Annotated in this window: 23 protein-coding genes; 17 read left to right on the top strand and 6 right to left on the bottom strand. The window is 64.1% G+C overall.

Features of this window, described 5'->3' with window-relative positions; genetic code table 11:
- A complete protein-coding gene (locus tag BGP02_RS12385; protein WP_286798620.1) occupies window positions 1-1,038 on the bottom strand; it encodes an NAD(P)H-binding protein in 1,038 nt (345 codons plus the stop codon).
- Window positions 1,039-1,134: 96 nt separating this feature from the next.
- Here BGP02_RS12385 and BGP02_RS12380 point away from each other — a divergent pair, with 96 nt between their 5' ends.
- The 9 genes from BGP02_RS12380 (at window position 1,135) to BGP02_RS12340 (ending at window position 11,523) form a co-directional block, all read left to right on the top strand.
- The gene (locus BGP02_RS12380) at window positions 1,135-2,025 is read left to right on the top strand and encodes a LysR family transcriptional regulator (RefSeq protein ID WP_286798619.1); all 891 of its coding nucleotides are present in this window, start codon (window positions 1,135-1,137) and stop codon (window positions 2,023-2,025) included.
- 95 nt (window positions 2,026-2,120) lie between these two features.
- Entirely contained in the window at window positions 2,121-2,852 is a 732-nt protein-coding gene (locus BGP02_RS12375; protein WP_026131644.1) for an alpha/beta hydrolase, read from the top strand.
- A 61-nt stretch (window positions 2,853-2,913) separates the two neighbouring features.
- Complete coding sequence (locus tag BGP02_RS12370) at window positions 2,914-4,539, top strand: AAA family ATPase (RefSeq protein ID WP_286798618.1); 1,626 nt, start codon at window positions 2,914-2,916, stop codon at window positions 4,537-4,539.
- 205 nt (window positions 4,540-4,744) lie between these two features.
- Window positions 4,745-5,920 (top strand): PAS domain-containing sensor histidine kinase, encoded by a 1,176-nt coding sequence (locus BGP02_RS12365; RefSeq protein WP_286798617.1) that lies wholly within the window; start codon window positions 4,745-4,747, stop codon window positions 5,918-5,920.
- A complete protein-coding gene (locus tag BGP02_RS12360; protein ID WP_026131643.1) occupies window positions 5,917-6,564 on the top strand; it encodes a response regulator transcription factor in 648 nt (215 codons plus the stop codon). The genes BGP02_RS12365 and BGP02_RS12360 overlap by 4 nt, the downstream gene beginning before the upstream one ends.
- Window positions 6,565-6,820: 256 nt before the next feature.
- Window positions 6,821-8,089 carry an amidohydrolase family protein gene (locus BGP02_RS12355; RefSeq protein WP_017232177.1) on the top strand — a complete coding sequence of 423 codons (1,269 nt, stop codon included), beginning with the start codon at window positions 6,821-6,823 and terminating at the stop codon, window positions 8,087-8,089.
- A gap of 31 nt (window positions 8,090-8,120) precedes the next feature.
- A complete protein-coding gene (locus BGP02_RS12350) occupies window positions 8,121-8,657 on the top strand; it encodes a DUF1097 domain-containing protein (protein ID WP_017232176.1) in 537 nt (178 codons plus the stop codon).
- 368 nt (window positions 8,658-9,025) lie between these two features.
- Window positions 9,026-10,576 (top strand): gamma-glutamyltransferase family protein, encoded by a 1,551-nt coding sequence (locus BGP02_RS12345; protein WP_502688480.1) that lies wholly within the window; start codon window positions 9,026-9,028, stop codon window positions 10,574-10,576.
- Window positions 10,577-10,635: 59 nt separating this feature from the next.
- Window positions 10,636-11,523 (top strand): LysR substrate-binding domain-containing protein, encoded by an 888-nt coding sequence (locus BGP02_RS12340; protein ID WP_286798616.1) that lies wholly within the window; start codon window positions 10,636-10,638, stop codon window positions 11,521-11,523.
- Window positions 11,524-11,631: 108 nt separating this feature from the next.
- On the opposite strand, the gene BGP02_RS12335 is transcribed toward BGP02_RS12340, so the two are convergent.
- From BGP02_RS12335 to BGP02_RS12320, 4 genes are all read right to left on the bottom strand, one after another.
- Window positions 11,632-12,471: a bifunctional allantoicase/(S)-ureidoglycine aminohydrolase gene (locus BGP02_RS12335; RefSeq protein WP_017232174.1), complete on the bottom strand. Its 840-nt coding sequence runs from the start codon at window positions 12,469-12,471 to the stop codon at window positions 11,632-11,634.
- Between the two features lie 146 nt (window positions 12,472-12,617).
- Window positions 12,618-13,142 (bottom strand): AidA/PixA family protein, encoded by a 525-nt coding sequence (locus BGP02_RS12330; RefSeq protein ID WP_017232173.1) that lies wholly within the window; start codon window positions 13,140-13,142, stop codon window positions 12,618-12,620.
- A gap of 79 nt (window positions 13,143-13,221) precedes the next feature.
- Window positions 13,222-13,725 carry an inclusion body family protein gene (locus BGP02_RS12325; protein WP_130026056.1) on the bottom strand — a complete coding sequence of 168 codons (504 nt, stop codon included), beginning with the start codon at window positions 13,723-13,725 and terminating at the stop codon, window positions 13,222-13,224.
- A 355-nt stretch (window positions 13,726-14,080) separates the two neighbouring features.
- Complete coding sequence (locus BGP02_RS12320) at window positions 14,081-14,734, bottom strand: GntR family transcriptional regulator (RefSeq protein WP_017232170.1); 654 nt, start codon at window positions 14,732-14,734, stop codon at window positions 14,081-14,083.
- Between the two features lie 252 nt (window positions 14,735-14,986).
- Between BGP02_RS12320 and BGP02_RS12315 the strand changes: the two genes are divergently transcribed.
- The 3 genes from BGP02_RS12315 to BGP02_RS12305 all read left to right on the top strand — a co-directional run bounded on the left by BGP02_RS12315 (window position 14,987) and on the right by BGP02_RS12305 (window position 18,664).
- Window positions 14,987-15,454, top strand: coding sequence for a VOC family protein (locus BGP02_RS12315; RefSeq protein ID WP_017232169.1), 468 nt, complete (start codon window positions 14,987-14,989; stop codon window positions 15,452-15,454).
- Window positions 15,455-15,730: 276 nt separating this feature from the next.
- Window positions 15,731-16,780 carry a porin gene (locus BGP02_RS12310; RefSeq protein ID WP_261938538.1) on the top strand — a complete coding sequence of 350 codons (1,050 nt, stop codon included), beginning with the start codon at window positions 15,731-15,733 and terminating at the stop codon, window positions 16,778-16,780.
- An 81-nt stretch (window positions 16,781-16,861) separates the two neighbouring features.
- Entirely contained in the window at window positions 16,862-18,664 is a 1,803-nt protein-coding gene (locus tag BGP02_RS12305; RefSeq protein WP_261938539.1) for an LVIVD repeat-containing protein, read from the top strand.
- A 135-nt stretch (window positions 18,665-18,799) separates the two neighbouring features.
- Here the strand turns inward: BGP02_RS12305 and BGP02_RS12300 are convergent, their stop codons facing one another.
- The gene (locus BGP02_RS12300; protein ID WP_286798614.1) at window positions 18,800-19,783 is read right to left on the bottom strand and encodes a 2-hydroxyacid dehydrogenase; all 984 of its coding nucleotides are present in this window, start codon (window positions 19,781-19,783) and stop codon (window positions 18,800-18,802) included.
- 160 nt (window positions 19,784-19,943) lie between these two features.
- On the opposite strand from BGP02_RS12300, the gene BGP02_RS12295 reads away from it, so the two are divergent.
- Genes BGP02_RS12295 through BGP02_RS12275 form a run of 5 tightly spaced genes read left to right on the top strand, consistent with a single transcriptional unit; the run spans window position 19,944 to window position 24,223 of the window.
- Window positions 19,944-20,900, top strand: a complete 957-nt coding sequence (locus tag BGP02_RS12295; RefSeq protein ID WP_286798613.1) for a fumarylacetoacetate hydrolase family protein — start codon at window positions 19,944-19,946, stop codon at window positions 20,898-20,900.
- A 37-nt stretch (window positions 20,901-20,937) separates the two neighbouring features.
- Window positions 20,938-21,999 (top strand): ABC transporter substrate-binding protein, encoded by a 1,062-nt coding sequence (locus tag BGP02_RS12290; RefSeq protein WP_261938542.1) that lies wholly within the window; start codon window positions 20,938-20,940, stop codon window positions 21,997-21,999.
- Window positions 22,000-22,033: 34 nt separating this feature from the next.
- Window positions 22,034-22,591, top strand: a complete 558-nt coding sequence (locus tag BGP02_RS12285) for a VOC family protein (protein ID WP_261938543.1) — start codon at window positions 22,034-22,036, stop codon at window positions 22,589-22,591.
- A 28-nt stretch (window positions 22,592-22,619) separates the two neighbouring features.
- Window positions 22,620-23,363: an ABC transporter permease gene (locus BGP02_RS12280; protein ID WP_017232162.1), complete on the top strand. Its 744-nt coding sequence runs from the start codon at window positions 22,620-22,622 to the stop codon at window positions 23,361-23,363.
- A complete protein-coding gene (locus BGP02_RS12275; RefSeq protein ID WP_268566308.1) occupies window positions 23,360-24,223 on the top strand; it encodes an ABC transporter ATP-binding protein in 864 nt (287 codons plus the stop codon). Before BGP02_RS12280 ends, BGP02_RS12275 begins: the two co-directional genes overlap by 4 nt.
- Window positions 24,224-24,271: the final 48 nt, after the last annotated feature.

Below are 24,271 nucleotides of genomic sequence, written 5' to 3'. Positions count from 1 at the left end.
CTACCGCGCCCCGGGGGTCGGATGTGCCGCCGGCGTGCTGTCTGAAGGCCCGCCACCTGGCAAGCATCCGAGCCCTTCGAGCGTGGCGCTCAGCGCGACGTCCAGCGGCGTATGAGGCTCATGCCCGAGCGTCGCCACGAGTCGCGTGTTATCCATGCGCACGGGCTGCAGCCACAGATAGCGCATTTCACGCAGCTCGCGAAGCGTCGTGACGAAGGGCGATGCCGCCCAAACGAGCCACCACGGGAATCGACGGAGTTTGACGTCGACACCGTGTCGCGCCATGACGCGAGTGATCGCGGCCGCCATCTGAGTGCCGTCGGCATCCCAATGCCCGGCCATGTGGAAGGTGGCGAAGGCGTCGAGCGCATGACGACGCTCGATGAGCATGACCATCGCGCGGCCGACGTCGGGCAAATAGGACCATTGATGACCCACGCCGGGTGCGTTGGGCACCTGGACGACGCGCGCGATCCGACCCGGCTTCACCAGTCCTTGTCCAAACCAGCTATTGCGTGATTGCGCACCAAAAAAATCGCCGGCGCGAACGATGATCGTCTGCACGCCGTGCCGACTCGCGTCGCGCAGACGGGCTTCCATCGTCGCGCGGATGCGGCCCTTGCGTGTGCGCGGCCGCTGCGCGGCGTCATCGCGCAGGACCGGGAATGTCTCGGTGCCGTAGTTGTAGACCGTGCCAGGCAGAACGATCGTGGCGCCATGCATCGTGGCGGCCGCGAGCGTGTTCTCGAGCATCGGCAACACTTGCGTGTCCCAGTGGCGATAGCCGGGCGGGTTCACGGCATGCACGATCACCTCGCAGTCGCGTGCCGCCGCGAGGACGTCGCCGGTCTGCATGGCGTCGCCGTCGAGCCACTCGATGCCGGCGGGCGATGCAGCGGCACGCGGCGCACCGCCACGACGCAACGCGCGCACATGCCAGCCGGCGGCGAGCAACTGACGCGCGACTTCACCGCCGATGCCACCGGTCGCCCCAAGAACCAGCGCGCGAGAGATTTTGTGTTGGGACCCGTAGTGCATGATGCCGCTCCTTGAATGTTGTCGGTGACGCCATTCTCCGCGCGAGGCAATTCAATTAAAATTGCCTAAAACCATCTATCGGCTATACATTTTTGTATGATGACGCCACTGAACTGGGATCTCTGCCGAACGTTTCTCGCTGTGCTGACCGAGGGCTCGCTCTCCGGCGCGGCGCGTGCGTTGGGCATTACGCAGCCGACGGTCGGCCGTCACATCGCCTCACTGGAGGCGGTGCTGGGGCAAACGCTCTTCACGCGTTCGCAGACCGGCTTGCTGCCCACCGATGCGGCGGCATCGCTACGGCCCCATGCGCAGGCGATGCAACACACCGCGCAGGCATTCGAGCGGGCGGCGGCAAGCCAAGGGGAGGGGGCGAACGGCGTCGTGCGCCTCTCGGCGAGCGAAGTCGTTGGCGTGGAGGTGCTGCCACCGATCCTGAGCGCGCTGCGACGTGCCCACCCGCAGCTCGTGATCGAACTGGTACCCACGAACCGCATTCAGGATCTGCTGCATCGCGAGGTGGATATTGCCGTGCGAATGGCGCCGCCACAGCAGGACGCGCTGATGGCGCGTCGCGTCGGAAACATCGACGTCGGCCTGCATGCGCGCGACGATTACCTGGCGCACTACGGCGTGCCGACGTCGCTGGCCGATCTCGCGCATCACACGATGATCGGCTTCGATCAGATGACGCCGTTCATCCGCGAGGCCACACGGGGCATGCCCGTCTGGTCACGCGATAGTTTTGCGTTTCGCGCCGACAGCGATCTGGCGCAACTGGCCATGATCCGGGCAGGCTACGGCATCGGTGCGTGTCAGGTGCCGCTGGCGCAACAAGATGCCCGGCTCGTGCGCGTGCTGCCCGACGCCTTTCGCTTCTCACTGCAAACGTGGGTCACGATGCACGAAGACTTGCGTCAGAGTCCGCGCTGCAAAGTCACCTTCGACGCGCTCGTGGCAGGATTGACCGCCTATATGGCCGAATAAGGCGGCTGTCCAAAGGCATATCGGACATCGGCGGAGATCTTTGTTGATATACAATATATCAATAACATCAACGATCACGAGACAATCTCCTCGCTATGTTCGACCCTTCGTTGTTTGGACGAATGTCACCGGACGTGCTGACGTCCGCCTCTCCCGACGTTGGCGCAGCGGTGCCTGCGCCGACGTCATCCGGCGCGGCCTTGCTGTCCCCCTGGCCTTCCGGCCGTCACTCGCTTGGGTTGAGTGAGCAGCGTGACACTGTGCTTTACGTGCCGCCCGATCTCCCCACCGACACCGCCGTTCCTCTGTTTGTCATGTTTCATGGCGCGGGCGGCTTTCCGGAAAAAGTGTTGCCGTTCATTGAGCCGCATGCGCAGCGTCACAAGTTTCTCGTGCTCGCACCGCATTCGACCTTTCCGACGTGGGACATCGTGATCGGCGGCAACGGCCCCGATCTGGAGCGTCTTCAATCGGCGCTGCGCGAGGTCGCCAGCCGGTATCGCATCGACACAGGGCGTGTGGCGTTCGCGGGCTTTTCCGACGGGGCGAGTTACGCCTTGTCCATCGGGGTGACGAACGGCGACATTGCGACCCATGTGATCGCGTTCTCGGGCGGCTTCATGTCCATCTTCGTTCAGGAAGGGCAGCCCCGCGTCTTCATCGCGCACGGACGCGCCGACGAACAACTGCCCATCGAGACAAGCGGCCGCCAAAACGCCAGCAAGCTCGCGGCGGCGGGCTACGACGTGCAATTCGTCGAGTTCGACGGACGGCACATCATCGAGCCGGACGTCGTGGCGCGTGCCGTCGACTTCTTCCTCGCCTGACACGCGCCTTGCCACGGGGCAACGTACGCACGGGCCATACGCCTTACGGGGAGTGCCGTTCATGGATTTCGAAATTCCCGAGTCACTGATTCATCCGCTGCTGCAACTGATCGGCACTGATTCAACGCTGGGCAAACAGTTGACGGCTTACGGCGTGTGTCGCGGCAACCTGCGAGTGTCGAGCCACTGGTTCGACGCCAAGTCGCTCAATACGCTCTACGTGCTGTGCAAGACGCAGAACGAACGGGCGCTGATGTTCCAGATGCTCGCGCTCGACAACGTCTTCAATGCCCCGCAGGCGCGGGTGATCCCAAGTCTGGACAAGCTGGTGCCGGGCCTCGTCGCCTATCTGGCGCGCGACGTCATCGATGGCTGGCTGTACCAACGTCACCGTGACGGTGCGTTGCTGCCGTGGCTCGTGCGCCGCTTGCGCTATGTAGAGCCGGAGCAAGGATCGCCTTATGTCGTCATGGACATGCTGGCGAACACAATGCAGTCGGCCAATTCCAATCTGACGGAGCATCGCCTGCGCCGCTCGGGCATGACCACGTCGCTCGTGTTCACGCGCGACGACATCGCCAATCGCACCATTCCCGAGCTGCTCGCCGAGTTCGGTTTCTACAAGGAGTGCGCCGAGTTCAAGCGCGAATACGAACAGCATGCGCAGCGGTTTCTGCGCGTGCAGCGTGCCTTCGGCGCGCAGTTCGTACTGCGCCGCGCGGCGTTCTCCGTCGATGCAAAAGGCGCGACCGAGTTGATTCGCGTGGTGGACGGCGCGGCAGCGAAGTGCGTGAACGACGAAGAGCGCCTGGAGCGCAATTTCGAGATGGCGTGCGATGCGGACTTCTGGCGCAACGCCGAGGTCGCGCAGGGGTTCGAGACCATTCCGCTGCATTGCTATGTGCACGTGTTCCACCTGGACTGGCACCGCAACCTCTGGGTGCACGTGCAGAACATGACCGAGTATGCGTATCAGCCGGGGCTGCGGGACAAGCTCGTGCTGCCGGCGCATCATCACGACCTGATCGACATCCTGACATCGAACATGGATGTGATGATGCCGGACTTCGTGCCGGGCAAATCGGGCGGTGCGACCATCCTTTGCCAGGGCGCCCCGGGACTCGGCAAGACGCTCACGGCGGAGATCTATTCCGAAGTCGTCGGCAAGCCGCTCTACCGAGTGCATTCGGGGCAATTGGGGACGACCGCGGCGTCGGTCGGGGCCACGCTCATGAGCATTCTGCGTCGGGCCATGCGCTGGAATGCCATTCTGCTGCTCGATGAGGCGGACGTGTACATCCGTCGGCGCGACAACGATCTGGAGCACAACGCCATCGTCGCGGAATTTCTGCGTTCGCTGGAATACTTCCATGGCTTGTTGTTCATGACGACCAACCGGAGCGGCGACGTCGACGACGCCATTTTGTCGCGCTGTATCGCCACGATCCATTACGAGACGCCATCGCCGTCGCATGCGCGCCGGCTCTGGCGGATGCAGGCCGATCAGGTCGGTGCGCCGCTCGACGACACCCTGATCGAGTCGCTCGCGAGCCGTTACCCGAACGCGAGCGGACGCGACATCAAGGAACTGATGAAGCTGGCGAGCCGCTATTGCAAGGTCAAGGGCACGCCATTCACGGAAGATGTATTCCGGCTGTGCGGGCTGTTCCGGGGGTATGAAGGCTGAGGTGTCGGGCGTGCGTCAGCCCCGCAGCATGGCGATATGCGGGAAAACTAGAGGCGCGCCCAGGCGCCGGTCTGGCTATATTGGGGGCGGACCGGCACCGACGTCACGGTGTGCTGTCGATGGGGCGAGCGCCCCGTTCGCGAGTGCGTGAGGGCGTAACGTCGCCGCGCCGCTGCGGCAGTCCGTTGCCAGCCAAGGAGACGAAGTGGAGACGCATGGAGAGCTGCACCGGGCGATTCTGAACAACATTCCGGACCAGGCCTGGCTCAAGGACACCGAGTCGCGCTACATCCTCGTCAACGACGCTTTCCTGGTGGCTTGCGGCCGCACGGAAGCCGAGATCATCGGCAACACGCCCGACAAGGTCTGGTCTTCGGAATGGGGGAAGGTCTACCTCGCCACCGACAAAGCGGTCGTGGCCAGCGGCGAACGCCGGCGCTACGAAGAGAGCCGGCCGGGGGCCGACGGCGCGCCGCGCTGGTTCGACACCGTCAAGATGCCGGTTCGCGACGCGGCTGGCCGTATCGTGGGCACCGTTGGGATTTCTCGCGACATCACCGACCGCAAGCGCTCCGAAACGGCATTGCTCGACTCGCGCGCGCAACTGCGTCAGCTCTCCGCCTATCTGCAAACGGTGCGAGAAGCGGAACGCACGCGACTCTCGCGCGAACTTCACGACGAACTCGGGCAGTGGCTGGGCGGCCTTCGGCTTGGCCTGAGCTACCTGGACACGCAACCCGTCGCGTCGCCGGCCGATCGGTCCGCCCATATCCAGATGCTCAAGGACCTGGTCGACGAGACCATCGACGCGGTGCATCGCATCGCCGCCGACCTTCGGCCCGCCGTGCTCGACGAACTGGGCCTGCACGCGGCGCTGGAGTGGCTGACAGAATCGTTCGCGCAGCGGCATGGGTTGCCGTGCGAGCTGGACATGCCGGAAGCGGTGACTACGCGTCTCGACAGCGAATGCAGCACGGCGATCTTCCGTATCGTGCAGGAGTCGCTCACGAATGCCAGCCGACATGGGCAGCCGTCGCAGGTGCGTGTGACGCTCGAGCTGCGCGACGGCGATTGTTACGTGAGCATCGCGGACGATGGCCGGGGCATGGACACTGCACGGGCCGGGGACGGTCAGCGCCTCGGTCTGATGGGCATGCGCGAACGCGCGCTGATGCTGGGCGGTGCGTTCGAGATCGAAAGCGCCCCGGGACAGGGAACCCGCGTGCGGGTGAGAATTCCTGCGCGCGCACCTGCGGCAGGGTTGACCGACGATGATGCCGCCAACGCAATGAACGCAACGAGCCCGGCGACCCCATCGAACCTCACGGACCTCACGGACCTCACGAACCTAATGAACCTAACGAACGAGAGGGAGTGGTGATGCGTGTCATGATTGCCGACGACCACGCGATCATTCGCGATGGGCTGAAAAAGATCATCTCGATGGCACCTGACATGTGCGTGGTGTCGGAAGCCGTGGACGGCGCGGATGTCCTCAACCGGCTTCGCCTGATCGCCGTGGACGTGCTGCTGCTCGATATGTCGATGCCTGGCAAGAGTGGCATTGCCCTCATCGCGCAGATCAAGGCAACGTATCCGGCGCTCCCCATACTCGTGCTCAGCATGTACCGCGAATCGCAATACGCGGTGCAGGCCATCCGCGCCGGGGCCGCCGGCTATCTCACCAAGAACGCCGAGTCGGAACAGTTGATGAGCGCCATCCGGCGCGTGGCACGCGGCGGCACGGTCGTCTCGCCCCTGGTCGCGGACAAGCTCGTGCGTCAGTTGCAGCAACCGGCCGAGGCGTTGCCGCACAGCGGGCTGACGGCCCGCGAATTCCAGATATTCCAGATGCTGGTCGAGGGCCATGGCATCAACGAGATCGCGCGCTGCCTGTCGCTCTCGGCCAAGACCGTGAGTACGCACAAGGCCAATATCCTCACCAAGATGGACATTCCGTCGACGGCGGGCCTCGTGCTCTACGCCATCGAACACGGCTTGATCGTCGCCGGCACCGACGCCTGATCCCACACGCGACCCACGCCCCCAACGCGCAAGACATTCCCGACGCGATCATCGGCCACACGCATTCCCCCTCGGTTTCGCTTGCTGCACTGCGTCTAGGGAAATTCTTAGACGAAAACCAGCAAATCCCGATGCCCCGCCCGCGGGCACTCCCCTAATCTTGCTTCAAGCCCCGAAGGCGGGGCACCGACTCACTGCCACCCGGCCGGCGCTTGCCAGCATTTCATTCAACCCTGAGACGTAAGGAGACCGCACCATGCATGTGGACCTGCTGATCAAACACGTGTGCGTGCGCGACGATGCGCCGCTCGTGGACATCGCCATCAAAGACGGACGCATCGCTGCGATGGAGCCCGGCATCGACGCCAGCGCGACCGAGGAGATCGACGCGCAAGGCCGCGCGGCGATTCCCGGGCTTATCGAGGCGCACCTGCATCTGGACAAGGCACTGCTGCATCGCCGTCTGCCCGCACGCTTCGGCACGCTCGACGAGGCCATCCGCGTGACCGGCATTCTCAAGAGCCGGCAGGAGCGCGAGGACGTGCTCGATCGCTCGCGTCAGGTCCTCGACATGGCGATCAAGAACGGCACCGTCGCGGTTCGCGCCCATCCGGACGTTGACCTGATTCAGGGGCTGATCGGGGTCGAGACGCTGCTCACGCTCAAGGATGAGTACCAAAGCTTGCTCGATCTGCAGATCGTTGCGTTCCCGCAGGAGGGCATTCTCAAGTCTGCGGGCACCTACGAGCTGATGATCGACGCGCTGCGCATGGGGGCGGATGTGGTCGGCGGATGCCCTTACAACGAGCTGAACTGGGAAGACACCAAGCGCCATATCGACATCGTGTTCGAGCTGGCGCAGCGCTTCGATGCGCCCATCGACATGCATGCGGACTTTGCCGACGACACCAGCGATCAGCGTTTCGCGGCCATCTCGTACATTGCGCAGCGCACGATCGATACCGGCTATCAGGGCCGGGTCTCGCTGGGGCACGTGACCAGCCTGGGTGCGCTCGACAACGACGAACTCGCGCCCGTGATCGAGCAGATCCGTCTTGCCGGCATCAGCATCGTCACGCTGCCCGCGACCGATCTTTATCTGGGTGGGCGCAAGGACGTGCAGAACCCTCGGCGGGGTCTCACGCCCGTCAAGGCGTTGCATGCCGCAGGCGTCAACGTGGCGTATTCGTCCAACAACGTGCGCAACGCCTTCACGCCGTTCGGCAAGGCCGACATGTTGCAGATCGGCAATCTGCTCGCGCACGTGGCGCAATTCGGCGTGCCGGAGCACCAGCAGGCGATTCTGGACATGGGCACGCATAACGCCGCGCGTGCCATCGGACTCTCGCACGACTATGGCATCGCCGTGGGCAAACAAGCCGATCTCATCATTCTCGACACGTTCAAGGTGGCCGATGCGCTGCTCGACATCCCGCCACGCCTGTGGGTGATCAAACGCGGCCGAATCACGGTCGTGACGCAGCATCACTGCGAGATTCACCGGCATTCCTGTTGTTGCGCGTAATGCAGTTCTCATCACACTCAAGGAGACACTCATGAAGAAGCTGCCTGCGGAAGTCGTTGCCTCGTTACTGGCCGTCACCACCATCCCGATCGCGATGCTGCCGCTGCATTTGCCGCCCTGGGCGATCTTTATCAGTTGGGCCGCCACCTTTGCCATGGGGGGACCCACGTTGGTGAACCTAAAACGGATCTGGGCGACGCTGCCGGTGGGCGCGTGCTTCGCATGCCTCATCGTGCTGGGGTTCAAGCAAGCGGGCGCCCAGTTCAGCGGTAACACTCTTGTCGCCGCGGAGATGGTGATTCTTTTCGCGGGCAACGGCTCGATGATGGCGCTGGCCCGCGTGTTCCCGGCACTGAATTTCATTCCGGGCATGTTCTTCGGGTTCGCGACGTACTTCGCCACGCTGTTCGGCGGCTTCGGCCCGGTGGCACAGGACCCGTTGGCGGCACTCGGGGCGGCCGTCGCCATGAACGCCCTCGGCCCGGTCTACGCCTGGGTGAAGGAGCGCTTCTCGGCCCCGGAAGTGACGCATCAACGCCACTGGAAGGGCTGGAAGGCGGAAGTCTGACGCAAGCCTGCCGTTTCGCGCATCCAGCCGGGGCGGCGGCACGGTGCGAGCCGGTTCCGGCTCGACGCACGGATGGGATCGGGTCGAAGCGTCTGCCGGTGTCGGGCGCGCTTCGCCTTCCAATGACATTGTTTGGGGAGACGGACGGCATGACGTTCGCACAAGACATGGCCGATGGGCTGACCACGACACCTCCGGTCGCGACTGGCGACACCGCCGGCAGCACCACGCGGCGAAACTTCCTGCGAGGCACAGCCGCATTGGCCGGTAGCGCGGTGCTGCCCGCGCCGGCGGCCGACGCGGCCCAAGCCGCCCACAGCGACGCACGAGCCGACGCCGGCCCGCGCCTTGCGCAATCGACGCGGGGCATGGTCACCAGTCCGCACGCACTGGCCAGCGAGGCGGGACTCGAAGTGCTTCGCGCGGGCGGCAACGCCATTGAGGCCGCGATTGCCATCGGCGCGGTGCTGAGCGTGACGTATCCTCACTTCACCGGTCTGGGCGGCGACGCCTTCATGGTGATCAGCGACCGCGAAGGCAACGTGCGTACGCTCTCGGGCATCGGACAAGCCGCCGCACAGGTGCCGGCCTACCGCGGCGCCATCCCCGTGCGCGGTCCGGGGGCGGCGCTGACCACGGCCGCGACCGTGGCGATCTGGGACAAGGCATTCGACCTCAGTCGCCAGCAATGGGGGGGACAACAGGCGTGGTCGTCGCTGTTCTCACGCGCCACGGAATATGCGGCGAACGGCTTCCCGGTCACCCCGTCGCAACACTTCTGGCAAACATTGCGCGCGGCCGAATTGCAGGGTTGGGAAGGCTTCGCCTCGGTCTTCATGCCGAACGGCCGCATTCCGCAGGCGGGCGAGCGCTTTCATCAGCCGGCACTGGCGCGCAGTCTCGATCGCATTGCCACCCATGGCGGGCGCGAGTTCTACGAAGGCGATCTGGCCGGCCGCATCGCGGCAGGCCTCAAGCAGGCCGGCTCGCCGCTGCGCGCCGGCGACCTGTCACGGGCGCAGGCGCGCGAGGAAGTGCCGCTGCGCGTGGCCTATCGTGACGGCGAGCTGCTCGGGCTGCGTCCGCCGACGCAGGGCGTGACAACGCTGGAGATCATGGGCATTCTCGATCGCTTCGATCTGAAGTCGATGCCCGAGGGCAGCGCCGACTACTACCACGTGCTGGTCGAGGCGGTGAAGCTCGCATTCATCGACCGCAATCGCTATGTAGCCGACCCCGATTTCGTCGATGTGCCGGTCGATCGCTTGCTGGCGAGCGCCCACCTTGACGCGCATGCCCGCAGCATTCGCATGGATCGCGCCATGTCATGGCCGCATGTGTTCAAGACTGGTGACACGGTGTACATCGGTGCAGCGGACAGTCAGGGCAACTGCGTGAGCATGCTGCAGACGGTCTACTTCGATTGGGGCAGCGGTGTGGTGTTGGGGGACACGGGCGTGCTGTGGCACAACCGGGGCGCGTCGTTCAGTCTCGACGCACGGAGTCCGAACGTGCTGCACGGTGGCAAGCGCCCGTTCCATACGCTCAATCCAGGCATGTATCTGAAGCAGGGACGCCCGCAACTGCTTTACGGTACGCAGGGCGCCGACGGGCAACCGCAGACGCTGGCCGCGGTGCTCACCCGCCTGATCGATTACGAGATGGATCCGCTCACCGCGCTGGGACGGCCGCGCTTCCTGCTCGGCAAGACCTTCTCCGACAGCCGCGATGCCCTCAAGCTCGAACAGGATGCCGGTGCCGAAGTGTTCGCGGCGCTGGCCGCGCGTGGGCACGAGATGAGCGAGCTGCCGCCGCAGAGTCAGTTGGCGGGCCATCCCGGTGCGATTCGCATCGGTGCGCACGGGCAGATGAGCGGTGCCCACGATCCTCGCAGCGATGGTCGGGCCCTGGGGCTTTGACGCTCGGTTGTCGCGCGTGATACAAGTGCTGCCATCCATCGACAACGTAAATACTTCACATGGCTGGCAGTGCAAAATCGAATCGCCCGCTGTTCGATCTGGATCTGCTGCGCTCGATCATCACGGTGGCGGATTGCGGCAGCTTCACGGCGGCGGCCGCGCGTCTGCATTCGACGCAATCCACCGTGAGCCAAAAGGTGCGGCGTCTCGAAGACCTGGTCGGGCACAAGTTGCTCGAACGCGGCAATCGCGACGTCCATGCCACCGACGCGGGCGAGCGATTGCTCGGCCATGCGCGTCAGATGCTCGCGCTCAACGACCAGATGTTCGAGGCGCTCTCCGGAGCCGTGATAGTGACGGTGCGGCTGGGCGTGCCGGAGGATTTCGCGACCGGCGCCACGACGCAGGTGCTCGCGCGTTTCAATCGGCAGTATCCGCAGGTCAAGCTCGAAGTCACGAGCGGCCTGAGCCGCGATTTGTTCGCGAGCTACGATCGCGGCGAGCTCGATCTCGTGCTGGTCAAGCAGCGTCGCGGCAGTCGCGAATCGGTGGCGAGCCGCCCCGAGAGGCTGGCGTGGATCGACAGCGCGGCGCATCCGTCGTTCGGATGCGATCCGGTGCCGCTCGTGACGTTTCCCGCGCGCGGGTTGTATCGCGACGATATGATTCATGCACTTGAGACGATGGGACGCGACTGGCGCATCAGCTTCACCAGTTCCAGCCTGAGCGGCATTCAGGGCGCGGTGGCCGACGGGATGGGAATCAGTCTGGTGCCGCCGCGCGCCGTACTGCCGCGGCATGCGGTGCTTGGCCGGGCGCAGGGGCTACCGGTCATCGACGCCTTCGAGCTGGCGATCTTTCACCGACCGACGGCGGATGCCATGGTGATGGCGCTCGCCAAAGTGCTCGTCGGGATGCTCGCGACGAAACCGCGCGCGCCGAAGTGAGCGACGCGCGCGGCGGGATGCGTGCGGGGATGGGCGCCAAGGGGCGCATAGCGCAGACGCTGACTTCAGCGCCTGCTACGGCACCGGTTTCAGCGCTTGTTTCGGCGCTTACTTCGGCTGGGCACCCAGCGTCAGGTTCATGTGACGGTTGACGTCCTTGTACAGCAAGTAGCGGAACGGGCCGGGGCCACCGGCGTAGCACGCCTGCGGGCAGAAGGCGCGCAGCCACATGAAGTCACCGGCTTCGACTTCCACCCAATCCTGATTCAGGCGATAGACGGCCTTGCCTTCGAGCACATACAAGCCGTGCTCCATGACGTGAGTTTCCGCGAACGGGATTACGCCACCGGGCTGGAACGTCACGATGTTCACATGCATGTCGTGGCGCATGTCCTGGATGTCGACGAAGCGCGTCGTCACCCAGCGGCCGTCGGTGCCGGGCATCGGAATCGGCTCGACGTCCTGCTCGTGCTTCACGAACGGCTCAGGGGCCGGCAAACCCGGCACGGCTTGATAGTGCTTGCGAATCCAATGGAAGCGGGCGGTGCCCTGGCTGTGGTTGCGCACTTGCCAGTCGGTCGCGGGCGGCAGGAACGCATAGCCGCCCGGGGTGAGGCGGTTCGCCTTGCCCTGGATCGTCACCGTGATCTCCCCTTCGACGACGAACAGCACGCCCTCGGCGTTTTCATCCTGCTCGGGTTGGTCGCTGCCGCCCCCCGCTCCGACTTCCATGATGTATTGCGCGAAGGTCTCGGCGAAGCCCGAGAGCGGACGGGCGAGCACCCACAGGCGCGTGTTGTCCCAGAACGGCAGATGGCTCGTGACGATGTCGCGCATCACGCCCTTGGGAATGACGGCGTACGCTTCGGTGAACATGGCGCGGTCGGTCAGCAGTTCCGATTGGCTCGGATGCCCACCCTGCGGCGCGTAATACGTAGTCTTCGACATGATTGATGGCTCCTGTGTCGTTCTGATCGCGGAGTTTCGTGGGGGCGAAACCATCGGGAAAGATGCACAAGATAGCGAACCCGCCATCCATCGACAAATTAAATATCAAAATGGGTGACATTCGATTTTTGAATGAATGAAGACGCTCAGGGCACAACCACGCGCATTGGCCAGCGAAATCGGCCGAGCACATGGACATCGCGGTCCGTGACGATGGCCTCGATGGTCAGCGCTGCCGTGCCGCTGCCCACGACATCGGCTTGCCAAAAGGCATCCGGGGCGTCGCGCGCGACGGCGGCCTGCGGCGAACCCGATTGCGGCGCGTAGCGCGTGGCGTGCTCAAGGCAATGCAACTGCAGGCCGCTCAGCGTTGTCTCGTCATCGAGGCAGAGCTGGAGCATCACGGCATGTTCGCCACGCATGGCGAGCGGCGTCCAGCGCAGCCGCAAGCGGTCGCCGGGGCGAACGTCGACACGCCATTGCGCCGCATTGACACCGGTGAGCGCCGCGCTATCCGCGGCCAGCGCATGGCAGCAGTCGGCGTCTACGCCCACGGGCGCGTCGATCGCTTCGGGGTGCTGGTCAAGCAGCGTCACGGTATCGATGACAAGCAGAACGTCGGCAATCGCACCGCATTCGCCATCGCCGTCGGAGGTGTTTGCGTTGGACATTGGGATTCCTTGCCGTGAGCCTAGGTGACCGCGATCGGGCGCCCGGATTGGCGCGTCGTGGATCGCGGCGCGGCGCTCGTCAGTGATTGCGAATGGTGATGAACGGATCCCACTGGTAGCAGCCGCACAAATTACCGCTGCGATCGAGGATCATGAACTGAAAGTGGTAGGTGACGCGACCGGTCTTGAGCGTTTCGCACGACCAGAAGTAGTTCGAGCAGGTCTGCTTCTTCGGATGGGTCGGGTCGGGCGGATTCGGCACGGGGATCGTGACCTCCGCTTCCCGTGGCGAGGGCGGGGAGATCAGGTCGTTGCCCTGATTGCCGATGAACTTGTAGAAGATGCACGATTGCTCGAATCCGAGCGAGAGCGAGCATTCGCGCCACCGGATGACGTCGCCGACGGTCGCCGCGACGTCCAGCTCACCGCCCGCCTGTCCGCTCACCACGTTACCCTGCGCCACGATCATGAAGACGTGCTTGAAGTCGATGAGGGGGGGATTCGCCATGCTGGAGTTCTTGCCGTACCGGTCGACGATCGTCTTGGTGTCGATGCTGACCAGCACATCGGTGATTTGCGACATGTGTTTCTCCACGAAAGGCTGAGTTGGATGCCGTCCATCGGACGATGGCGGTCTCTAAGCCGGCGGCCTGCCGGCCGCGCGCGAAACGCGGCAACGCGCTTCACGGATGGAGCCTAGAAACGGCGACGGCAATGTTCAACCTCGCGCGGGCTGCGCTTTATGAGTGACAGTTGCGTGCAAAGCGGCGTCGCGACTCGCGTTGCGCGGATGGGCACCGATACACCAATCGGGGAATTGGAGCGATGCCCCCAGGAAGGCCGATGCGTGCGTGCGGGCATCGGGGGCGTCAGCGACAGGAGCGTATCGGCCGGCCGTGTGAACGAAGCCGGCCTGGACAGACGAGCGGGGGCGGGGCTTAACTCAGCTTGCGGCTGTGTTGCAGGCGTTCGAGCACATGAATGCTCAACCGCGCCGTGTGGCTGCGCATGGCGTTATAGGCGGCTTCGGCGTCGGCCGCGAGCACGGCCTCGACGACGCGCTCGTGCTCGTCGAACGACACGGCGAAGCGCTCTTCGACATCGGCTTGCGCCGCGCGGAAGGGCGCCAGACGTTCACGATGACTGTCGATCAGCGCCATCAACGTCTTGTTCTGCGTGCCCGCGCTCAGCAACTGATGGAACTCGCGGTTGAGCGCGAGATAGCCGGCTTCGTCGCCCGCATCCATGCACTGCTTGCTCTGGATGTGAATCATCTCGAGCTGCTTCTTCTGCATCGCGCTCATGCGCTGGGCGCTCAGCCGGCAGCACAGGGCGTCGAGTTCGCACATCGCTTCGAGCATGTCGGACAGATCGTCGACGCTGATGCTCGCCACCACGCCGCCCTTGTGCGGGGTGAGTTCAATGAGGCCGCGTGCATTGAGTTCGCGCAGCGCTTCACGAATGGGCGTACGCGACGCCTTGAAGCGCTCGGCCAGCGCGACTTCCTCGAGCTTCTGTCCCGGCGGCAGGCGTCCGTCGATGATCTCGCCGGTCAACACCCGGCAGATTCGTGCGGCAATGGTTTCGGCCATGCTTGTCTATCTCGCTCCGTGGATGTGTCTTTTTGATGCGATTGTATACATGGAGATTATACGAGTATTTTCCTTCGCCACTATGTCTGGAGGCGTCATCAGGACGCCATTCCCGGATGGAAAGCGCAGCAGGGTGATCCAAGTGCATTCAAAAATACGTTTTTGGATGCAATATGCTGAGATAGTATACATGAACGTTTGCCGGGTGTTCCGGCACGCGTCGACACCTCAATTCGAAGGAGACATCTCATCATGGCCAAACTGCGTCACATTGCGCTTTCGGTGCCCGATCCGTGGAAGGCGGCAGCGTTCTATATGCAGGCATTCGACTTCAAGAAAGTGGGCGAGACGGACTCGTCGCTCGCTCGGGGCGTTTATCTGTCTGACGGCGTCATCAACCTGGCGTTGCTCAATTACAAGAACGACGAAGCCGCAGGCGATCGCGGCCGCGAGTATGTGGGGCTGCATCACATCGGGATCTGGGTCGAGGATGTCGAGGCCACGCGTACGAAAATCGAAGCTGCCGGGGGCCGCTACTACATGGGCGAAGTGCCGGTGAAGAGCAACATCTTTTATGAAGTGAAGTTCTTCGATCCGAATGGCGTGATCTTCGATGTCACTGCCCACGGCTGGGGCGGTGCGTCGAAGGACGGCACGGGCAAGGACAACGCGCCAGCGCTGCGTCACGAAGGGCTGCAAGCCGATCGCACGGGGCTCTGATAGCACGCCGTTCTCGCTCGGCGCCAGGGTTCGCAACACCTGCCTCTGCCCGCCGGACGCCACGCGCCGGCGGCGCTCAGCGACCAGCGCTCACGGGCCAGTGGCCATCCGGGGTGACCCGCTATAAAAAAATCGATCGTTTGTATAAACAAATAGCGGTAGAAATTCAATTTCTTTGCTATGTATAATAATTCGACTGATTGTATACATGTAGCGCGGGCGGCAGACACCCGGTCAGGGGCGCCGCGACAAAAACGAGAAAACTCAGGAGACAGCATGAAGAAGCGAGTGTTGTGTGCATTGTTGCTGGGCGCACTGCAGGGCGGTGCGTACGCGCAATCGACCGGGGGCGTGACGCTTTCGGGGTTCGTGGACCTGAACGTCGAGCAGTTGTGGGGATCGGGGGCCAATGGCGGCAAGGTCACGCGGGTCTCCAGCGGCGGGCTGAACAACTCTCGCTTCAATTTGAGCGGGTTCGAGGACTTGGGCGGCGGCAACCGCGCATTCTTCACGTATGAGCCCATGTTCTCTGCCGCGAACGGCACGCAATCGGCGCAGGCGCGCCAGTCGTTCGTTGGCCTGAAGGGGGCGTGGGGCGAAGTGTCGCTCGGCCGTCAGTTCACGCCGTCTTACTGGATCGCCGGTTACGCCGACCCTAGCTGGGCGGCGGACTTCAGTATGGTCAACAACATGGAGTTCTTCTACGCGTCGTACCGCGTCGACAACGCCATTCAGTACAACACGCCCCGCTGGCATGGGCTGATGGGCCGCTTCATGGCCACCACCGGTGTAGGCGACGGCACGCGCTCGGGCCGATTCTATTCGGCCGGCCTCGATTACCGCAACGGCGGCATCTTCCTGGGCGCCGTCAGCGAGTTGCAATATACGCGCGACATCTACTCGTCGAGCCAGATCCACTCGTCGCGCGACAACTACTTCTCGGCCACCTACAAGTTCGGCAGCGTCGAGCCGACCCTGATTTATCACACGTACAACGGCTACTACGCGTACCCGCCGTATGTCGCATTCAACGTGCGCGGCTGGGATATTCAGGCCGGTGTGCGGTATGCGCTGACCGACCGTCATCGCTTCTACGCGAGCTTTGTCCATCGCCAGGACGACGACAACAAGGCGCTCTCGAACGGCAACGGCTTCGTGATCGGCTACATGTACGGCTTGTCCAAACGCACCACGCTTTACGCCACCTATGCCCGTGTGCAGCACAGCAACGACACAACGGTGCATTACCCGGTGACGTTCCAGGTCACGCCGACCGGCACACAGAATCCGTCGGGCGTGCAGTTCGGCATCCGCCACGCGTTCTGACGCGTTCCGATCGGCGACATCACGCCGCCAGCGCCTGACTGACGCGCTGGCGAGAAGATTTTTGAGACGAAGGAGGAAGACATGTTTCGCAAGCCCACACTCGGCGTTTCGTTGACCGCGACGGCATTGCTCGCGGCGCTCACGATGACGCTCGCGGCCCACGCGTCGGCACCGGACAGCGCGCCGGCGGCGCCCGCTGCCACGCGGTCGGACACACAGCCCACCGGTACGCCCGGTATGCCGAACGTCAAGGATCCTTACCTGGCGGGATGGTTGCGCCTCACGCCGGATCGGGAGCCCAAGCCGCTCAAGGCGGGCGTCGATTACGGCATGGATCCGGCAACGGGCAAATTCATCTGGCCGAAGGCCACACCGGAAGTGCACACCGGTCAGCGCTTTCCGGGTGAACTGACGACGTGGGACAAGAAAAGCTACACCAAGAACGTGAAAGTCCTGGCGTTCTACCCGGGGGTCAATTCGCCGTTCCACGCATGGAACAACATCGCCGACTTCAACGGCAAGCGCTACCTCTATATTCACGATCGCGACTACCTGCGCATCATGGACGTGACCGATCCCGCGCATGGCAAGGTGGTGTATTCGACCGGCGGCGTGTGGGGCCCGAAGGGATCGAGCGAGAAGTTCGATCCGAACAATGTGCACGGCTATCTGGGCGGTGCCACCATCGTGTGGAACAAGACACGGCGCAAGCCGATTCTCGTGGCGTCGTTCGAAATCGGCCGTTACGGCCTGATGACCGACAAGTCGAAGCAACCGGACAAGGTGGCCGCGCAACGGCACTACAACTCGCTCAAGGGCTTCAAGGTCTTCGAGATGGATGGGCCGCTACCGTCCGACTGGAAGCTCATCGCCACGCGCACCACCGACTACCAGCATCCGGACGCGCCGGTCGGGCAGCAGCAGGGCTCGGGCTCACTCGATTCACCGGAGTTCTACGGCGGCAAGTACATGATTCTCTCATCGGCGCCGGACGACAGCTACGCACTTACCGAGTACCCGAACTATCTCTACTCGCCGGGCTACCAGGTGTGGGATATGTCGGATCCGGCCAATCCGAAGTTCGTCTCGCAGATCTCGGTGCCGGGGCAGATTCTTGGCAATGCGGCGCACGAACAGGCCTATTTGCAGAATCCGCGGGCGGGCAACCGCACCTCGTGGATGGGTTCGCGCATGCCGATCTTCCTACCCAAGCCGCTGGAGCAGGGCGGCAAGGTGGGCTTCGGCGCGATGGGGGGTCTGGGGCTGTGGTCGTTCGACTTGTCCGATCCGGCGCATCCGAAGGTACTGGGCAACGTGAATACGGCGCCGAGCTTCGCGGGCACCGAGTACGACAATGCGGACGTGAGCCAGTACGAGCGCACGGGGTACGTGCTGACCAGCGGCTACCCGATGAACCGGGACTGCTATGAGCCGTACAAGGACATCTTCGTGGTCGATGCGCGCAACCCGGCCAAGATGAAGGTCGCGGCGAAGCTGCCCGAGCCCGACGTCCCCGAAGGGGCGCCGTTCACCAGCTTCTGCCAGCGCGGCGGCAACTTCGGTCCGAAGCGTTCGAATTCGATCGGCCAGCCGGGCGCGTGGCGCCAGGGCATCGTGCCGTACTCGTTCTACAACGCGGGGGTGCAGATATTCGACGTCAAGGATCCGGCCAAGCCGCGCATTGCGGGCTACTTCGTGCCGGGGCTGGCCGACGAGTCCGAGCTGCCCGTCTACACGCTGGGCAAGGGGGTGCTCGCGATGTACACCGAGTACGACCGCAACATCATGTGGGCCTTCACCGAGAACGGCGCCTACGCCCTGTCGAGCCCGTTGCTGGGTGAGCCCGTGATGGGCGCACCGGCAAAACCCTGGCCGGCACGGTAAGCACAGTGTCAAGGCGGCACGACGCGTCGTGCCGTCGCCGCGCACGACTTCACAGGGCCTCCAAAGCGTGAAGTGTTGAGGCGGGCAACCTCCGAAGGTCTCCTGGTTGCCCGCTTCTTTTTTCACCTGAACGCGTTATCGCGCGACATGCCGCGCCACCGCATTGACGGGGGACGCCAGCGGCGCGCCCGCGAGATGGGCGTGAAGGCTGGCGAGCAGCGCGTCGATCTGTGCGTGCAGGGCGGCCGGCGAGCGTCCCGAGACATGCGGCGTCAGCACAACGTTCTCCAGCATGCGCAATGCCGAAGGCACCTCGGGTTCGTGCTCAAACACGTCGAGCGCGGCCCCTGCAATCACGCCGTCGCACAGAGCTTCGATCAGGGCCACGGTATCGACGACGCTGCCGCGCGACACGTTCACGAGAAAGCCGTCGGCGCCGAGCCGCGCCAGCACGTCGGCGTTCACGAGGTGATGTGTCGCGGCACCGCCCGGGCAGGCTAGCACGAGAAAGTCGCTGGCGTCGGCCAGGGCGCCGACGTCAGCGACATGGTGCCAACGGCAGTCGCGGCGCGGTGTGCGCGTGTGATAGCGGATGGACATGCCGAAGCCTTCCGCGCGCGTCGCAATCGCGTGACCGATGTGACCCAGGCCGACGATGCCGAGTCGCGCGCCATGCAGCGTCGGGCGCGGTGCGCGGTGGTTCGCCCAGCCACCGGCCTTCACGGCGCGATCGAGCGTGATGAGGCCGCGTGCGGTGGCGAGCATGAGGGCCAGGGCGTGATCGGCGACGGTCTCGCCGTTGGTGTTGGGCGCGTGCGCGACGGCGATGCCACGTGCGGTGGCGGAGGCGACGTCGATGTTCTCGTAGCCCGCTCCGAAGGCGCAGACGAGTTCGAGCTTCGGTAGCGCATCCATCTGCACGGCCGTAAGGCCTGTCGTGCCATTGGTGAGCACGAAGCGAACGTTGGACGCATTGGACATGAGGCGGATGGCATCGGCCCGATCGACGGCCTCGCAATCGGCGTCGATCTCGTGCAGACGCAGTCCCGCGGCGATCAGTCGCGCGCGGGTGATCGGCGCAAGCGGGATGAGGGAGAGGAGTGGCGAAGCGTCGGTCATGGAGGCCTTCATCGTGAAGATCGTTTGGATAGGAAAATAAAATACAAATCATTTGCTATGTATACATATGCTATGTATTGTATCTTCACATGGCAATCAAAAAAACGACCGATGCGCAACGCGCGACGTCGGTTCCCTGAGGGAAGACAAGGAGGAAGGTGTGACCTGGTTTGGACTTGCAACTTATGAATCGCTGGCGCCGGGCGCCGTTGCCGCGCGGCGTACGGCGCTCGTGCAACATGGGCATTTGTACGATCTGGAAGCCGTGCTGCGCCACATGGGCACGGACGTGGACGATGCGGTGCTGGCGGCGCACGATCTGACGGCGCTGCTCTCGGACTGGGATGTGCACGGCAAAGCGATCAACGCCGCCGTGCGCCGTGCGCTGGACGCGGGTGTGCCGGCGAAGATCGGCGCGCTGGCGAGCGACGCCTATCGCCTGTGCGTGCCCTATCAGCCGGGCCGCATCTTTGCAACGGCATCGAACTATTACGAGCACGCGGCCGAAATGGGTACGAAGCTCGCGCCGCGCAGCGAGAGTTCGCCGTACATGTTCATGAAGGCGGAGACGAGCGTGACGGCGACCGGCACGGACGTCGTGCTGCCGCCGCATGCGCAGCGCGTGGACTGGGAGGTCGAGCTGGCGGTGGTCATCGGCCGTCCGGGACGGCATATTCCGGTCGAGCAGGCGCATGAATGGATCGCGGGCTATACGGTCATCAACGATGTCAGCGCGCGCGACCTGAACCGCCGCACCGACTATCCGTTCACGCACGACTGGTTTCGCGGGAAGAGTTTCGATACCTTCGCCCCTCTGGGGCCGTGGTTTGTGCCGCGCGAGGTGATTCTCGATCCCCAGCAACTGCGCATGACGCTGTCGGTGAATGGCGAAATGATGCAAAACGACACGACGGCGGGGATGATCTTCAACATTGCGGAGCAGATCGCCTACCTGTCCGACATTCTCACGCTCAAGCCAGGCGATCTGATTGCCACGGGCACGCCGACCGGTGTGGGCATGGGACGCGGCGTCTATCTCAAGGCCGGCGACGTGATGGTGGCGGGCATCGAGGGCATTGGGGCCATCGAGAACCGCGTCGTGGCGCAGCAAAGATAACAACGGCCGCTCAGGTAGCGGCCAGGAGGAGGCGGCAATGGAGCAGTGGCAGTGGGCAAGGCGGTGGTGGACGGTGCTTGCGTGTGCCGGATCGATCGGTGCGATGGGAGCGATGGGGGCGATCGGCACGGTGAGTGCTATCGGTGCGGGCGCGCTGTGGCCGACGCCGGCCGTCGCACAGGAGAAGGTCAAGTTCAACCTCTCGTGGCTGCCACAGGGCAGCACCGGGGGGGTGCTCGTTGCCATTCACCAGGGCTTTTACCGCGAGGCAGGCCTCGAAGTGTCGGCGGTCGTTGGCCATGGCGGGCAGCGCACCGTCAATGAAGTCGATCAGGGCCTGTTCGAGTTCGGCTACGGCGATCCGATCAGCGTGATGCTCAACCGCGCGCAGGGCGGGAAGACGAAGATGGTTGGCGCGATCAATGCCGTCTGGCCCGGCGCGATCTGCTACCTCGTCAAACCGGGGCGGACCCTTGCGAAGCCCGCCGATCTCAAGGGGTTGTCGATGGGCGGCGGCGGGGCGTCGCCGTTACAGAACATCGTGCCGGCCTGGCTCAAGGCCAATGGCTTGCCGCCGACGGCGATCAAGCTGTTGCGGCTCGACCCGTCGACGATCAATCCGTCGTTTCTGCAAGGTCGCGTGGATCTCACCGAATGCTGGGAAGGCGCGAACCTGCCGGTGCTCAAGTCGCTCGCGGCGAAGCAGGGACGGGAGATCGGATCGCTGCGCTACCGAGATTTCGGGCTCGACATGGTCGGCAACGGCATCGTCACGACCGAGACGATGATTGCGAAGCAGCCTGACGTGGTGCGTCGCTTCGTGCAGGCCACCTATCGCGGCTATGCGTGGATGCGCGAGCATCCAGAGGCGTCGGCGGGTGTGATCGTGTCGCAGTACCCCATGCTCGACAAACAGGTCATGGTCGAACAGATTCGGCAGATCGGCGTGCTGGAGACCGACCGCGAAACGCAGGGGCACAAGGCGGGTTGGCTGCCGGTGGCGCGCATGGCGACGACCGCGCAGTTCGTGCGCGACGCCTTCAACCTGCCCCCCACACTGAAGGCCACCGACCTCTATACCAACCAGTTCGTCGAATGACGGTCGCGCAATCGCTGCAATGCAAGGAGTCGAGATGACAAGCGTCAAACCCAAGCTCAACCCGAAGCGCCTTGGTCACCTGGTGTTGGTGGTGCGTGATATCCAGAAGTCGGCGAAGTTCTACACCGAAGTGCTCGGATTGACCGTCTCCGACTGGATTGGCGACCAGATGGTGTTCCTGCGCGCGGGCACCGACCACCACGATCTGGCGCTCTCGCAGATTCCGAAGGATTCGCCGGACATCGACGATCTGCCGCGTTACGGCCGTCCCGGCATGGAGCACTTCTCCTACCTCGTCGACAGTGTCGAGGAGATGGAGCAAGCCGTGGCGGTGCTGCGTGCGCATGACGTCGAGATCGTGCGTGGGATCGGGCGTCACGGGCCGGGGGCGAATTATTTCCTCGTGTTCAAGGACCCGGATGGCAACAACGTCGAGTTGTATTGCGAAATGACGCAGATCGACGACGACCACCCGTACGAAGCGAAGGTGTGGGAGCGCTCTATCGAGAGCTTCGACCGGTTCCGCTTCGAACGCTTCGTCGTGCCGCCCCCGCCGGGCATGGTCAAGGACAAGTCGGGCGGAAAGACCTAGCCAGCCGAGATTCCGGAGGAGACATCGAATGAAACGCATCGCACAGACGATCGTATTTTGGGGCGTGCTGCTCGCCCTGTGGGAATTGGCCGTGACGTACTTCAAGGTGCAGTCGTACCTGATGCCGCCGCCGTCGGCGATCTTTCGCGCGGCCTGGGAAGTGCATCCGCAAATGCTGGAGGACACCTGGATCACAACGGTCGAAGTGTTGACCGGCTTCGTGGCGGCGGTGGCAGGTGGGCTCGTGATTGGCGTCGTCATCAGCTACAGCGCGTTTGCGCGTCGCACGCTGTACCCGCTCGTCACTGCCTTGCAGAGCATGCCGAAGATCGCACTCGCGCCGCTGATGATCGTGTGGTTCGGGTATGGGTTTGCGTCGAAGCTGGCGTCGACCTTCCTGTTCGCGTTCTTCCCGGTCGTCGTGGCGACCATGGGCGGACTCGCCAGTGTCGCGCGCAACCTCGACGAGCACTTCCGCGCGTTGGGCGCGAGCCCGTGGGACACCTTCTGGCGGCTGTACCTGCCGGCGGCGCTGCCCGCGTTCGCCGATGGCCTGAAGATCGCCATGCCGCTCGCGGTGATCGGCGCGATCGTAGGCGAGTTCATCGGCTCGGAAGCGGGGCTGGGGCATCTGATCGTGTTTGCGTCGGCGGCGGCGCGCACCGACGTCATGTTCGCGGCCATCCTCATGGTGACGCTGCTGGCGGTGGTGCTCTACTGGGTGATCGAGCGTCTGGCGCGCTTTGTCTGGTGGCGAGGGATCAACGTATGACGATCTCGACGACTACGGTGACGCCGTTCCCCGCGCCGTCGCGCCCCGCCGGCGATGCGAAAGTGGCACCGGCGGACGCCGCGCAGGTCCAAAACACGATGATCGAAGTGCGCCACATCGACAAGACCTTCGCCGCCAAGCAGCGCAAGGCCTCACCGGTGAAGATACTCGACGACGTATCGCTTTCGATTGCGGATCGCGAGTTCGTGTCGATTCTCGGCGCGAGCGGTTGCGGCAAGAGCACGCTGCTGCGCATCGTTGCCGGCCTCGTGCCGCACGATGGCGGCGAGGTGCGTGTGGCGGGCCAGCGCGTGACGCGGCCCGCCCCCGAGATTGGCGTGGTGTTCCAGACGAGCAATATGTTGCCGTGGCTCACGGTGCGGCAAAACCTGCTGCTCGGCACGCGTCTGCGCAAGATCCCGAAAGCCAAGAGCGAGCCGCGCGTGGCGGCGCTGCTGGAGATGCTGGGGCTCGCCCAGTTCGCCGATCATCATCCGCACGAGTTGTCCGGCGGCATGCGCCAGCGCGCGTCGATCGGCCAGATCCTGGCGCTCGAACCGAAAGTGCTGCTCATGGACGAGCCGTTCGGTGCGCTCGACGCCCTCACGCGCGACAACCTGAACGTCGAACTGCTGCGCATCTGGCAGGAGCACCGGCAAACGGTGTTGCTCGTCACGCACAGCATCGAGGAGGCGGTGTTCCTGTCGGATCGCGTGATCGTGATGTCGGCGCGTCCGGGCAAGGTGCAGCAGGAAGTCGTGATCGATCTGCCGCGTCCGCGCTCGCCGCAGACGATCAAGCAGCACCCGCGATACGCCGGGTATGTCGCGCAGCTCTCGCAACTGATGGGGGTCTATTGATGACCGGACAGACGATTGCGGCGACGGCAGACGGGTGGGCGCGAGCGC

The sequence above is a fragment of the Pandoraea sp. 64-18 genome, from assembly GCF_001899225.1.
Taxonomy (GTDB): domain Bacteria; phylum Pseudomonadota; class Gammaproteobacteria; order Burkholderiales; family Burkholderiaceae; genus Pandoraea; species Pandoraea cepalis.
This window is presented reverse-complemented; position numbering and strand designations above follow the sequence as displayed.